Origin of the sequence: Pseudomonas lactis (assembly GCF_001439845.1) — a bacterium.
Taxonomy (GTDB): domain Bacteria; phylum Pseudomonadota; class Gammaproteobacteria; order Pseudomonadales; family Pseudomonadaceae; genus Aquipseudomonas; species Aquipseudomonas lactis.
The window spans coordinates 397,726-411,889 of record NZ_JYLO01000001.1 but is presented as its reverse complement, the minus strand read 5'-3'; the positions used below and the strand labels follow the sequence as shown (position 1 = coordinate 411,889).

At 60.8% G+C, this 14,164-nt stretch carries 9 protein-coding genes; 3 read left to right on the top strand and 6 right to left on the bottom strand.

Annotated features, from left to right (window positions below; genetic code table 11):
• Positions 1–143: 143 nt before the first annotated feature.
• The 3 genes from TX24_RS01730 to TX24_RS01720 all read right to left on the bottom strand — a co-directional run bounded on the left by TX24_RS01730 (position 144) and on the right by TX24_RS01720 (position 3,824).
• Positions 144–980, bottom strand: coding sequence for a 23S rRNA (adenine(2030)-N(6))-methyltransferase RlmJ (locus TX24_RS01730; protein ID WP_057709599.1), 837 nt, complete (start codon positions 978–980; stop codon positions 144–146).
• A 97-nt stretch (positions 981–1,077) separates the two neighbouring features.
• Complete coding sequence (locus tag TX24_RS01725; RefSeq protein WP_034134733.1) at positions 1,078–1,803, bottom strand: DUF4123 domain-containing protein; 726 nt, start codon at positions 1,801–1,803, stop codon at positions 1,078–1,080.
• Positions 1,803–3,824 (bottom strand): type VI secretion system Vgr family protein, encoded by a 2,022-nt coding sequence (locus TX24_RS01720; protein WP_057709598.1) that lies wholly within the window; start codon positions 3,822–3,824, stop codon positions 1,803–1,805. Before TX24_RS01720 ends, TX24_RS01725 begins: the two co-directional genes overlap by 1 nt.
• Before the next feature lie 342 nt (positions 3,825–4,166).
• On the opposite strand from TX24_RS01720, the gene TX24_RS01715 reads away from it, so the two are divergent.
• Positions 4,167–5,114: a hypothetical protein gene (locus TX24_RS01715; RefSeq protein ID WP_003187975.1), complete on the top strand. Its 948-nt coding sequence runs from the start codon at positions 4,167–4,169 to the stop codon at positions 5,112–5,114.
• 441 nt (positions 5,115–5,555) lie between these two features.
• Here the strand turns inward: TX24_RS01715 and putP are convergent, their stop codons facing one another.
• The gene (putP, locus tag TX24_RS01705) at positions 5,556–7,040 is read right to left on the bottom strand and encodes a sodium/proline symporter PutP (protein WP_003187974.1); all 1,485 of its coding nucleotides are present in this window, start codon (positions 7,038–7,040) and stop codon (positions 5,556–5,558) included.
• A 461-nt stretch (positions 7,041–7,501) separates the two neighbouring features.
• Here putP and putA point away from each other — a divergent pair, with 461 nt between their 5' ends.
• Positions 7,502–11,455: a trifunctional transcriptional regulator/proline dehydrogenase/L-glutamate gamma-semialdehyde dehydrogenase gene (gene putA / locus TX24_RS01700; RefSeq protein ID WP_057709597.1), complete on the top strand. Its 3,954-nt coding sequence runs from the start codon at positions 7,502–7,504 to the stop codon at positions 11,453–11,455.
• A gap of 283 nt (positions 11,456–11,738) precedes the next feature.
• Positions 11,739–13,541, top strand: coding sequence for an acyl-CoA dehydrogenase (locus TX24_RS01695; protein WP_057709596.1), 1,803 nt, complete (start codon positions 11,739–11,741; stop codon positions 13,539–13,541).
• 3 nt (positions 13,542–13,544) lie between these two features.
• Here TX24_RS01695 and TX24_RS01690 read toward each other — a convergent pair whose 3' ends face one another.
• Both TX24_RS01690 and TX24_RS01685 read right to left on the bottom strand, forming a co-directional pair.
• Positions 13,545–13,838 (bottom strand): cell division protein ZapA, encoded by a 294-nt coding sequence (locus TX24_RS01690; RefSeq protein ID WP_003187971.1) that lies wholly within the window; start codon positions 13,836–13,838, stop codon positions 13,545–13,547.
• On the bottom strand, positions 13,835–14,065 hold the full coding sequence (locus tag TX24_RS01685) for a hypothetical protein (RefSeq protein ID WP_003187970.1): 231 nt from the start codon (positions 14,063–14,065) through the stop codon (positions 13,835–13,837). The genes TX24_RS01690 and TX24_RS01685 overlap by 4 nt, the downstream gene beginning before the upstream one ends.
• Positions 14,066–14,164: the final 99 nt, after the last annotated feature.

The window sequence follows — 14,164 nt, the reverse complement described above, 5'->3', positions numbered from 1 at the left end:
TCGCCACAGGTCCAGCGTCGTACCCGAAATTGTGTAGATACCTATGCCCCGATAGCGGAGTGTCAGTTACGGATGTAATGGCTGATACTCCGCTATCGGGGGGCAAGCCCCCCACATTGGTTTGTGTTTGGCCGGAAAGGCGGTTATTCGGCGATGAGCCAATCCATCTGCCAGCCACCCTGGGTCTGGCCCAGTTGCTTGGACAGCCACGGCAACAACTCACGCAGTTCCTCCTCCAAGCCCCACGGCGGGTTGGCAATCGCCAGGCCCGAGCCGGTGAGGGTATTGGGCGTGTCCAGCGGATGCACCAGTAACTCCACACGCAGCAGCTTCGGCGCGCCAGTGCCGGCCAGGTCCTGGTAGAAACGGCGCAACATGCGCTGGTCTTTCACCGGGTACCAGATCGCCGCCACCGTCTGGCGCATACGGCTTACCGCCTCCTTGAGGGACGCCGCGCAACGCTGCATTTCGTCGAGTTTTTCAAACGGCGGGTCGATCAGCATCAGCGCGCGCTTTTCCGGCACCGGCAGCAAGGCCCGTGGCACATGCCAGCCTTCGCCCAGGTGCACTTTGACGCGGCGATCACCCTTCATGTTGTCCTTGAGCAGCACGCCATCTTCCGGGTGCTTCTCATTGAGCAGCACGCGGTCCTGGGGCCGCGTGAGGCGGCGCGCCAGTTCCGGCGAGCCGGGGTAGTAGCGCAACTGGCCATCCGGGTTCATCTCGTGCAGCACGCGCATGTAGTCGGCGGTGAGCGGCGGCAGGTCGCTTGCGCCCCACAGGCGGGCGATGCCTTCCAGGTATTCACCGGTGCGGTTGGCCTGGTCGCCCCGCAGGTCGTACAAGCCAATGCCGGCGTGAGTGTCGAGGTAGGCGAACGGCTGCTCCTTGCGCGACATCAGGGCGATGAGGCGGGTCAAGGTCAGGTGTTTGAAGACATCGGCATGGTTGCCGGCGTGAAAGGCGTGACGATAATTCATGGTTGCTCCTGCGCAGGGGGCGAAGTTTACCTTCTACCGACGCAAAGGTGCAGGGCCGCACGGCAGGCGGCACGGATGTCACGCTATCACCAGGGGCTTAACTGAGTTGCGAGGCAAGGTAATCAGCCAATGCGCCATGGCTGATTTGCGGCCTGCGTGTGAAGTAGGCGACCTTGTGCTGCAAGGTGGCTGGGGTAAACGCGGTGTAGAGGTCAGGACGCTGCTCCTGGAGCCATTGCAGCAGGTTGTCGACAAGCACCTGCGGTGACTGCTGGGCCATGTGCGTCAGCAAGGACGCCGGAACTTGCCACCAGGGGCTGGCTGGGGCCGCAGCGACTGACCCGGTCGCCACGGACAGCGGCTGGCCGTTGACCAGGTAGCGCTGAAACACCGGCAACACGCGCGCCGCCTCGTCGCCTAATGACTGCAACATCGGCAAAAGGTGCGCGCCGTCCCAGAAACGCAAAAACACCGGCTGGTTTTCCGGCAGGTACACCTGGGTCAAGCCCTGCAAATGCTCGATCACCACCTCCAGCGGGCTGGATGAGACCGCCAGCCAGCCCCAATCCGTCGCTTGGGTGGTGGCTATCCAATCGAGAAAGGCACTGCCCGGCTCAACGATGCCCACGCAGGGCATGACCTCATCCCAGTCAGCGTAGGCCGTGCCCGCCCAGATCGGTCGCGGCATCTTTGCAGCGGCCGTGGCTTGCCAGGCGGCAAGCGGCTTGGCGTCGCTGGCATTGCCCAGCACGGCGTACAGCTGTTCATCTGGCTGCAACGGGTAGTGCGCCAGCCAGGCAATGGGCGTCAAGGGCGCGGGCATCAGGACGCACTCCGTACAGGGGCGCCGATGTCACACTGGCCGTTCTTGCAGCGCTCGCATTCTTCACAGAACGGCGCGCTGCGTTTGAGGCTGACCACTTGCGCACGGCTTAACGGCGCGGGCACCACCGCCAATAAAGTCTCGTTCAATCCAGGCATCAACGGCGCCGGCATCGGGGCCGGCGCGCTGCCGAGCTGGATCGGCACACTGCTGAATATCCCGCCCGCTGACAACGTGATCGACTGCCCGCCCGCCTGGATCGTCACGCTGGCACCCGCATCAATGAGGATGCTTTGCCCGGCGCCCAGCGCAATGGTCTGCCCGGCCCGCATGTGCTGGGAACCGCCGACCACCAGATGGTCATCCTGCTTGAGCTCGGTCAAACGGTTGCCGTGGGTGATGCGCTGCTCCTGGCCCTGCAACTCATGGCGCGACTCGCCGCCCACCTGCACGCGACGCTGGTTATCGACCTGTACCTGTTGGTCATGCAGCACATGCTGGGTCCAGTCCCGCTGGGCGCGCAGGTAGATTTCCTCGGCGCCCTTGCGGTCCTCAATACGCAGTTCGTTGTAGCCGCCACCGCCAGGGCTGCTCTGGCTACGCCAGATGCTACGGGTCTTGTCCGCCGGCAGGTCGAGGGGCACTGGCGTGGCGGTGTTGGGCAGGCACCCCACTACCAGCGGCATGTCCATATCGCCATTGACGAACCCCACCAGCACTTCCATGCCGACCCTGGGGATCAGCACCACACCATAACGGTCATGGGCCCAACCACTGGCCACCCGCAGCCAGCAGCTGGAATGGTCGTTGTGCTCACCGACACGATCCCAGGCCAGTTGCACCTTGACCCGGCCGTACTCGTCACAGTGGACCTCACTGTCAACCGGGCCGGTGACCACCGCGCTTTGATACCCCGATACCGTCGGGCGCGGCTGCTCCGGCAAGGGCGGACGAAACACCGCATCCCATGGCGCGGCGACAAATGCGTTGCGATAGCCCTGGCGCAGTTCCCCTCCGTCCTCCTCGGTGACCGCCTCCTCCAGCACCTGGGGCTGCTTGCCTTCATGGCGCACCTGCGTCACCAGCCACAAGTCATTCCAGTCCTCGCGGGGGTGCTCACGCAACTGCAAAAACCGGCCACTGGCCAACGCCGGCTCATCGCCCTGGCCATGGGCGCTGCGATAGTCGCTGCGGTGCCGCTCCAGGCCACGCTGGGCTAGGCATCTGCCCTGGGCTCGGTCGGAAAAGTTGCCAGGGTAGTGCTGCGCTTCAAGCTTGGGCAATGACTCGTCGGCAGCCGTGCCCTCCAACTCGACATGGGGTTTTCGAAAGTCGTAATCGCGCAGGTTCAGCGCCGTGGTCCGGGTCGCCAATTGCAAGGTGAAGCGCTTGATCGCGGGGGTATCGGCCACCATTCCCGAACCTGGCCGGTAAGGCGTGGGCTGATCCATCTGGGCAAACACCGTCTGGTCATCGCCAAACACCAGCAGATGCCCTTCGGGGGAATGCTGGAAGTGATAGTGAATCCCCAGTTCGGCACACAGGCGCTGAATGAACGCCAGGTCGCTCTCGCCGAACTGCACGCAATATTCACGCTCCGGGTAATCACCGCTCAACCGGAACTCAAAGCGATCACTGTGAATCCCCTGCCCGGCCAACACCTGAGCAACAATCTGCGGCACCGTCTTATGCTGAAAAATACGCTGATGGCTGCTGTGCGCCAGGTACGCCAGATGCGGCGCAAGACTGAGCTGATAACGCGTCAAGCGCCGCCCCGAGTCGCCCTGGGCAACCCGATACACCAGGCCATGAACGCCATGCCCCTGATCGTCGAAGCCCAAGTACACCTGCCGATGCAGCAAGGCCTCCAGATCGACATCCGGCTGCTCGCTGACCAGCTCAAGTTCAAAACGATAGGGCTGGCTGATGGCCTCGGTGCCGCTGAACGCGAACACCTTGAAGTCACTGGGCGCCCCGTCCAGGGCCAAAGTAAATGCAGGTTGGTTGGCAGGAGCGAACATCCGGTGTTTCTCTGCGAAGGGTGGGCGGTCGATTCTGCACCAGCTTACGGCCGGCCTGGGCTCATACCGGGTAAATCAGTAAGGTCCTACCGCCGCCTTCATTTGATGGGGGTAGCCGCGTGCTGAAGCCCCATTACGGTAAAAAAACACACGTCTGACAGAATATTACGGCAGCCCAGTAGCCTGTTTCCCAAACGTGAAAACGCCACCCCGAACCCCCCCCCATAACCACGACACCGTCCCATCACCTGTTTAAATTGCGCAGCCATGTTCATTCAAAAGGAATGTGTTCATGGCAGGTAATCGCCACGCTTGGAGCCAGTCACTGCTGGGGAATGTGTAATGACCCAGCCTTACGCCTTCATCAATGACCAGCAACAAACCTCCGTGGAACTCAAGGCCAAATCACGCTTAGGCAAACACGCCGAAGCCAAGTTCGACGCGCTCAACACGCACATTCGCAATGTGGTGGTGCTACCGGGGCAACTCGTCATTATCGGCGACGACACCACCGCAGCCTGTACCCTGGAAGAGTCACGCTTAATGCGAGCCGCCTGGGATATTCGCCATAGCGTGATGGCCGAAGGCGGGGATGCCTTTGCACTGCATAACTATGATTTGCTGCAAACGCTGCTGGGGTATGCCTCGCTGGGTATAGGCACGGCAGGTGATGCCTGGAGCAAGCATTTGCAAGACATTGCAAAAACCCTGGAAGAAATTGATGCCCTGCACAAACAGTCACTACGCCGGGGCGGTGGTGCCGCCAGAGAGGAGTTTCTCGCACGACGCCGAACACTGTTTGCAAGGCTGGACGCTCAACTGCGTGGTTTTGCGCGTTATGGCACGGGGCTGCGCAATGAAGGCTCGATCAAGAAAATGCTAGGTGTCTCGACCAGAAGCTATTTGCATACGGGGGACATAAGCCGGTATCAAGAGACCATCGCACGGATTTCGAAGACGGCGAAGCTTCTTAAAAACGGGACGCCGTTGGGGATAGCATTGAGTACGACGGTGACGGCACTGGAGATAAAAGAGGCGTGTTCTACCGGGAGAGAGGAGCAGTGCAGGAAAGCCAGATATGTAGAGCTGGGAAAACTGAGCGCAGGAGTTAGTGGAGGCTTAGCGGGTGGTTTTGGCGGGACAGCACTGTGTATTTTTTTATTAGCTCCTAGTACTGGCCCAGGGGCTCTAGCCTGTATGTTAGTTGCCGGGGGCCTCGGCGGCGCAGCAGGAGGGCATTTTGGCGGCACGGCTGGCGAAAAGGTAGGTGAGTTTTTGTATGAGTATTGAGGCGTTCATGAATTGGCCTCCAATCATATTGGTCGCCATTAGCTCAATATCTGCAGCAATCATCTCAAACATACTTATGTTCTTTTTGTGCTACCGAAAACTCGAGACCATGGAAGCACTCCTGGACAAATGTCGACTGGTCGCCGTCCACAGCAGTTATTTGAGAAATTCACCAAGGGAAAGGATAGCGAGGCTTTGCGCAGTATATTGCGTCATTGCGCTACCCCGATTTAATGCTTGGCGAGGCGTCGCTGACCTGGAGCAGGCGCGGGCCTTTCCACGTCAAACAAAGCTTCTGCTCCATCTAACGTTCCTTCTCTGCACGCTCGGCTTGTCAGGGATGGTCGCCATCTCCTTTATTGATCCAGTAAAGTAAAAAAGGCCCGCGATCATAGTACGCGGGCCTTTTGTTCATCCTCTAAGCGCTGAGCGCCCAACGAATTACTTGTTCAGGTTGTAATCTTTTTCCGCAGCATCAAAACGCTCGACCATACCCACCGTCGGTGCGCCCATCTTGCTCACGAAGTAGATCGCCAGGCTGGCGAAGATGAAGCCTGGGATGATTTCGTACAGGCCCAGCAATTCGAAGTGCTTCCACACGATTACGGTGATCGCGCCGACCAGGATGCCGGCCAGTGCGCCGTTGCGGGTCATGTGTTTCCAGATTACCGAGATCAGTACCACAGGGCCGAAGGCTGCACCGAAACCGGCCCAGGCGTAGCTGACCAGGCCCAGTACGCGGTTTTCCGGGTTGGCGGCCATGGCGATGGCGATCAAGGCCACGACCAGCACCATCAGGCGACCGACCCATACCAGTTCACGCTGGGACGCGCCCTTGCGCAGGAACGCCTTGTAGAAGTCTTCGGTCAGGGCGCTGGAGCACACCAGCAATTGGCAGCTCAGGGTACTCATCACAGCAGCCAGAATGGCCGACAGCAACACACCGGCAACCCATGGGTTGAACAGGATTTTGGCCAGCTCGATAAACACGCGTTCTGGGTTTTCAGTTACCGGGCCTGCCACTTCCGGGTGCGCCGAGAAGTAAGCGATACCGAAGAAGCCCACCGCCACGGTGCCGGCCAGGCACAGGATCATCCAGGCCATGGAAATACGACGCGCCTTGGCGATCGACTTCACCGAGTCCGCCGCCATGAAACGCGCGAGGATGTGCGGCTGGCCGAAGTAGCCCAGACCCCAGCCCATCAGCGAGATGATGCCGATGAAGGTGGTGTTTTTCAGCATGTCGAAGCTGGTCGGGTCCTTGGCTTCAATGGCCAGGAAGGTGGTGTCTACCCCGCCGGTGGCCAGCAGCACGATGATCGGCGTGAGGATCAGCGCGAAGATCATCAGCGTGGCTTGTACGGTGTCGGTCCAGCTGACTGCCAGGAAACCACCGATGAAGGTGTAGGCAATGGTCGCCGCAGCACCGGCCCACAGCGCGGTCTCGTAGGACATGCCGAAGGTGCTTTCGAACAGGCGGGCGCCGGCAACGATGCCGGAAGCACAGTAGATGGTGAAGAACACCAGGATCACCACGGCGGAGATGATCCGCAGCAGGCCGCTTTTATCTTCGAAGCGGCTGGAGAAGTAATCCGGCAGGGTCAGGGCGTCGCCGTTGTGTTCGGTCTGCACGCGCAGGCGGCCGGCCACGAACAACCAGTTGAGGTAAGCACCGACGATCAGGCCGATGGCAATCCAGCTTTCCGACAGACCGGACATGTAGATCGCGCCAGGCAAGCCCATCAACAGCCAGCCGCTCATGTCGGAAGCACCGGCAGACAGAGCTGTCACCACGCTACCGAGGCTGCGGCCGCCCAGGATGTAATCGGAAAGGTTGTTGGTGGAGCGATAGGCCATCAGACCGATCAGCACCATTGCTGCGATGTAGATCACGAACGTGATCAGGGTTGGATTACTAACGCTCATAGGAGTGACGCCCTGGCTTTGTTTTTATGTAGCGACGGTCATGGGGACGGCCACCCGTGGATAACCGGATAGACGAACCTGCATGCCGCGCATTTATGACTGGCGTTTCCCCAGGAAAGCCGCCAGCCGATGAACCCACCCTGAGGGTTGGTTGCACCTTGGTGCGCGAATGCTATTCAACAAAGCAAATAAGGTGCAACCAGTTTCTGCCGATTAAGTTGCACCCAAGTATGTTTTAGGACAAACGCGCTTTTTTTGCTCCCTTTCGGAGCAAGAACAGCCGATCTCAGAAGCAAATGCACCAGCGCGGAGCGGATTCCGTCGTGTGTTTATTTTTTTCCGATCAAGCGTCGAACATTTAACCAACAAAAGGGTTGCACCCGGTTGCACCTCGAGATGGGCAAAGCTAATCTTGCCGCCAGCAGATGCCACTCGGTAGTGGCACCCATGAGGATAAAAAAATGGCAACGACCACCCTTGGGGTCAAACTCGACGACCCGACCCGCGAACGCCTGAAGGCCGCCGCGACCTCCATTGATCGCACGCCGCACTGGCTGATCAAGCAGGCGATTTTCAATTACCTGGAGAAACTCGAGGGTGGTGCAACCCTGTCCGAGCTCAATGGCTTGAGCAGCAAGGAGGCCGATGATGCCGGCGAGGTCCAGGCCGACCACGCCCACCAGTGCTTCCTTGAGTTCGCCGAGAGCATCCTGCCGCAATCGGTATTGCGTGCCGCAATCACCGCCGCTTACCGCCGCCCCGAGCCGGAAGTGGTGCCGATGCTGATCGAACAGGCGCGCCTGCCGGCACCGATGGCCGAAGCCACCAACAAGCTGGCCGCGAGCATTGCCGAAAAACTGCGCAATCAGAAGAGTGCCGGCGGCCGTGCCGGTATTGTTCAGGGCCTGCTGCAAGAATTCTCCCTGTCGTCCCAGGAAGGCGTGGCGCTGATGTGCCTGGCCGAAGCGCTGCTGCGTATCCCGGACAAAGGCACCCGCGATGCGCTGATCCGCGACAAGATCAGCACCGGCAACTGGCAGCCACACCTGGGCAACAGCCCATCGCTGTTCGTCAACGCCGCTACCTGGGGCCTGCTGCTGACTGGCAAGCTGGTATCGACCCACAACGAAGCAGGCCTGACCTCGTCCTTAAGCCGCATCATCGGCAAGAGCGGCGAGCCGATGATCCGCAAGGGCGTCGACATGGCCATGCGCCTGATGGGCGAGCAGTTCGTCACCGGCGAAACCATCGCCGAAGCCCTGGCCAATGCGAGCAAATTCGAAGCCAAGGGCTTCCGCTATTCCTACGACATGCTCGGTGAAGCCGCGCTCACCGAACACGACGCCCAGAAGTACCTGGCCTCGTACGAACAAGCCATTCATTCCATCGGCAAAGCCTCCCATGGCCGTGGGATCTATGAAGGCCCGGGCATCTCCATCAAACTCTCCGCCCTGCACCCACGCTACAGCCGTGCGCAGTACGAGCGTGTGATGGACGAGCTGTACCCGCGCCTGCTGTCGCTGACCTTGCTGGCCAAGCAGTACGACATCGGCCTGAACATCGACGCCGAAGAAGCCGACCGCCTGGAGCTGTCCCTGGACCTGCTCGAGCGCCTGTGCTTCGAGCCGCAACTGACCGGCTGGAACGGCATCGGCTTTGTGATCCAGGCGTACCAGAAGCGTTGCCCGTATGTGATCGACTACGTCATCGACCTGGCCCGCCGCAGCCGCCATCGCCTGATGATCCGCCTGGTAAAGGGCGCGTACTGGGACAGCGAAATCAAGCGCGCCCAGGTCGAAGGCCTGGAAGGCTACCCGGTCTACACCCGCAAGGTGTACACCGACGTTTCCTACATTGCCTGCGCACGCAAACTGCTGTCGGTGCCGGAAGTCATCTACCCGCAGTTCGCCACACACAACGCCCACACCCTGTCGGCTATCTACCACATCGCCGGTCAGAACTATTACCCCGGCCAGTACGAGTTCCAGTGCCTGCACGGCATGGGTGAACCGCTGTACGAACAGGTTGTAGGCAAGGTTTCCGAAGGCAAGCTGAACCGTCCGTGCCGTGTGTACGCGCCGGTCGGTACCCACGAAACACTGTTGGCTTATCTGGTACGCCGCCTGCTGGAAAACGGCGCCAACACCTCGTTCGTCAACCGTATCGCTGACCAGGCCATCTCGATCCAGGAATTGGTAGCCGACCCGGTAGCCAGCATCGAGCAAATGGCAACCCAGGAAGGCGGTTTCGGCCTGCCGCACCCGCGCATTCCGTTGCCGCGTGACCTATACGGCAGCGACCGCGCCAACTCGGCCGGTATCGACCTGGCCAACGAACATCGCCTGGCCTCGCTGTCCTGCGCCCTGCTGGCCACCGCTCACAACAACTGGAAGGCCGCGCCGATGCTCGGTTGCGCCGCCAGCAATGAAGCGGCACAACCGGTGCTGAACCCTTCCGACCTGCGTGACGTGGTCGGCCAGGTACAGGAAGCCACCGTCGAAGACGTCGACAACGCCATCCAGTGCGCCATCAGCGCCGCGCCGATCTGGCAGGCCACCCCGCCCGCCGAACGCGCCGCCATTCTGGAACGCGCCGCCGATCTGATGGAAGGCGAGATCCAGCCGCTGATGGGCTTACTGGCCCGTGAAGCCGGCAAGACCTTCGCCAACGCCATCGCCGAAGTGCGTGAAGCCGTGGACTTCCTGCGTTACTACGCGGTGCAGGCGCGCAACGACTTTACCAATGACGCCCACCGCCCATTGGGCCCGGTGGTGTGCATCAGCCCATGGAACTTCCCACTCGCCATCTTCAGCGGCCAGGTGGCTGCTGCACTGGCTGCCGGTAACCCGGTGCTGGCCAAGCCTGCCGAGCAGACGCCGCTGGTGGCTGCCCAAGCCGTACGCATCCTGCTTGAAGCTGGCATTCCGGAAGGTGTGCTGCAATTGCTGCCAGGCCAGGGCGAAAGCGTCGGTGCCCGCCTGGTGGGTGATGATCGCGTCAAAGGTGTGATGTTCACCGGCTCCACCGAAGTGGCGCGCCTGCTGCAACGCAATGTCGCCGGTCGCCTGGATGCCCAGGGTCGCCCGATTCCACTGATCGCCGAAACCGGTGGCCAGAACGCGATGATCGTGGACTCCTCGGCGCTGACCGAACAAGTGGTGATCGACGTCGTGTCGTCGGCCTTCGACAGCGCCGGTCAACGTTGCTCGGCCCTGCGCGTACTGTGCCTGCAGGAAGATTCGGCAGACCGTGTAGTCGAAATGCTCAAGGGCGCCATGGCTGAATGCCGCCTGGGTAACCCGGAACGCCTGTCGGTCGACATCGGCCCGGTGATCGACGCCGAAGCCAAGGCCGGTATCGAGAAACACATCCAGGCCATGCGCGACAAAGGCCGCAACGTTTACCAAGTGGCGATTGCCGACGGTGAAGAGATCAAGCGCGGCACCTTCGTGATGCCGACCCTGATCGAGCTGGAAAGCTTCGACGAACTGCAACGCGAGATCTTCGGCCCGGTACTGCACGTGGTGCGCTACAAGCGTAAAGAGATCGACCAGCTCATCGGCCAGATCAACGCTTCCGGCTATGGCCTGACCCTGGGCGTGCACACCCGCATCGACGAAACCATCGCCAAGGTGATCGACAACGTCAACGCCGGTAACGTCTACGTCAACCGCAACATTGTGGGTGCCGTGGTCGGCGTGCAACCGTTCGGCGGCGAAGGCCTGTCGGGTACTGGCCCGAAAGCCGGAGGCCCGCTGTACCTGTACCGTTTGCTGTCGACTCGTCCTACCGATGCAATCGAGCAATCCTTCGTACGAGGCGACAAGTTGGCCGCGCCGGACGTGCGCCTGCGTGATGCCATGAGCCAATCGCTGACCGCCCTGAAAACCTGGGCCGACAGCAATAAGTTCAGTGAACTGAGCGCCCTGTGCACGCAGTTCGCCGCCCAGTCGCAAAGCGGTATCACCCGCCAACTGGCCGGCCCGACCGGCGAGCGCAACAGCTACGCCATCCTGCCGCGCGAGCACGTACTGTGCCTGGCCGAAGTGGAAGGCGACCTGCTGACCCAACTGGCTGCGGTATTGGCCGTCGGTGGTTCGGCGGTATGGCCGGAAACCGAGCTGACCAAGGCCTTGTTCCCACGCCTGCCGAAAGAGATTCAGGCGAAGATCAAGCGCGTGGCCGACTGGACCAAGGACGACGTCGTGTTTGACGCCGTGCTGCATCACGGTGATTCCGACCAACTGCGTGCGGTGTGCCAGCAAGTGGCGCAGCGCGGTGGGGCGATTGTTGGGGTACATGGTATGTCGCAAGGCGAAACGGCGATTGCGCTGGAGCGTCTGGTGATCGAGCGTGCGTTGAGCGTTAACACCGCTGCAGCGGGTGGTAACGCCAGCCTGATGACCATCGGCTAACTGACACAACGCGGCTGATCATTCCCACGCTCCGCGTGGGAATGCAGCTTAAGGACGCTCTGCGTCCAGAAGCGTGACGCGGAGCGTCAAAAGAGGCGTTCCCACGCAGAGCATGGGAACGATCTCGAACTGGTACGGCCTCATCGCAGGCAAGCCAGCTCCCACACTGATAGCGCTCCACGTTGCGCCAGCGTTCTGCCCTTCTATCACTTAGATCAATCTTGCTACCCATCCTCCATTCGCGCACTTAGACTCAGGCCAATTCCTTCAAAGGTACGCCGCCATGTCCGAGACGCTGCTCAGTTCCCGCAATCTGGCTTTCGAGCTGTATGAAGTCCTCGATGCCGAGGGCCTGACCCAGCGCGAGCGGTTTGCCGAACACAACCGCGAAACCTTCGATGCCGCGATCAGCACGGCGCGCAACATCGCAGAAAAGTACTTCGCCCCTCACAACCGCAAGAACGACGAAAACGAACCGCGCTATGAGAACGGCCAGGCGATCCTGATCCCGGAGGTCAAACCCGCCGTGGACGCCTTCCTTGAAGCCGGCTTCCTCAACGCAGCACGCAGCTTTGAAGCAGGTGGCATGCAACTGCCGACGCTGTTGTCCCAGGCCTGTTTCGCGCATTTCCAAGCGGCCAACGCCGCGTCGACGTCCTACCCGTTCCTGACCATGGGTGCCGCCAACCTCATTGAGAGCTTCGGCACCGAGGAGCAGAAACAGCGCTTCCTGCAGCCGATGATCGACGGGCGCTTCTTCGGCACCATGGCCCTGACCGAGCCCCATGCCGGTTCTTCCCTGTCGGACATTCGGACCCGTGCGGAACCTGCGGCTGGCGGCAGTTATCGGCTCAAGGGCAACAAAATCTTTATCTCCGGTGGCGACCATTCGCTGTCGGAAAACATCGTGCACATGGTGCTGGCCAAGTTGCCGGACGCTCCCGCAGGCGTGAAGGGCATTTCGCTGTTTATCGTGCCCAAGTTCCTGGTCAACGATGACGGCAGCCTGGGCGCTCGCAACGATGTGCTACTGGCGGGGCTGTTCCACAAGATGGGCTGGCGCGGCACCACGTCCACAGCACTAAACTTCGGCGATAACGGCAACTGTGTCGGCTACCTGGTGGGCAAACCGCACCAGGGCTTGAGCTGCATGTTCCAGATGATGAACGAGGCACGCATCGGCGTGGGTATGGGCGCGGTGATGCTCGGTTACGCCGGCTACCTTTACTCTCTGGACTACGCCCGCGAACGGCCCCAGGGGCGCCTGCCTGATAGCAAAGACCCGAGCACCGCACCGGTGGCGATCATCCAGCACGCCGACATCAAGCGCATGTTGCTGACCCAGAAAGCCTATGTAGAAGGCGCCTTTGACCTGGGCCTCTACGCAGCCCGGCTGTTCGACGACACCACCACCCTGGCCACCGACACCGAGCGCAAGCACGCCCACGAACTGCTCGACCTGCTCACCCCCATCGTCAAATCCTGGCCGTCGGAGTTCTGCCTCAAGGCCAACGAGCTGGCGATCCAGATTCTTGGCGGCCACGGCTACACCCGCGAATACCCGGTGGAACAGTACTACCGCGACAACCGCCTGAACCCCATCCATGAGGGCACCCACGGCATCCAGTCCCTGGACCTGCTCGGGCGCAAATTGGCGCAGAACGGCGGCGCCGGTTTAAAGCAGTTGATTCGCCTGATCGCCGAAACCGGAGCCCGGGCGCAAAAGCACCCTTCACTCACGGCACTGCGAGAGCCTCTGGAGCAACTGGTAAACCGGCTGCAAAGCGTCACGATTGGCCTGCTGACCGATCTCGCCCAAGGCAAGGTCAACAGCAGCCTGGCGAACTCGGCGCTGTACTTGAAAGTGTTCGGGCACACGGTGATTGGCTGGCGCTGGCTGGAACAGGCGATCCGCGCCGAAGAAGGGCTGGCCAAGGGGGAAGCGGCTGACGCGGCCTTTTATAAGGGCAAGCTCCAGGCCGCCCGGTACTTCCTGACCTGGGAAGTACCGAGCTGCCATCATGAACTGGCGATTCTGGAAGCACGCGACGATACGTGCCTGGGCATGCAAGACGAGTGGTTCTAGCCCTCAGGGCTGACCGATCACCTTGGAGATCACATCGACCGTGGCGCTGACTTGCTCTTGGTAACGGTCGAGTTCCTGCTGGTGAGCCTGTTGCATTTCAATCTGCTCGGCGCACAGGTTCAGCGCGGCCAATACCAATAGCTTGTCACCGATCAGGGTCGGGTACTTTTTCTTGGTAACGGCCAGGGAGGCCTTGAGCATAGTCACGGCATGCATCAGGGTCTGATCTTCGCCGGCCGGTGCCTTGATCGAGTAATCCTCTCCGAGAATCGAAACGACCTTTATGCCCTCACTCATGCGCTGACAGGCCCTGCACTCACACGCTCAACCAGCGCCTGGATGCGGGCGGCGGTGGCGCCGTGCTTTTCTTCCTGTTCCATCAGGTTCAGTTGCAGGCTGTCGTTTTCGTCTTTGGCGCGGGCCAGCTCGGCCTTGAGGGATTCGTTGCTGCCCAGCAGTTCTTGATTCTGCTGTACGAGGTCGCTGACCAGTTGTTCCAATTGGCTGAGGGATGCTTCTAACATTTTGATTTCTCGGGCGTTTAAAAAGGGCGGTGACGATAAAGAAAATTCACCTCGGATGCCAGGGTTATCCCTGGCCGCGCAGCCCGATGTTGCAAGGCC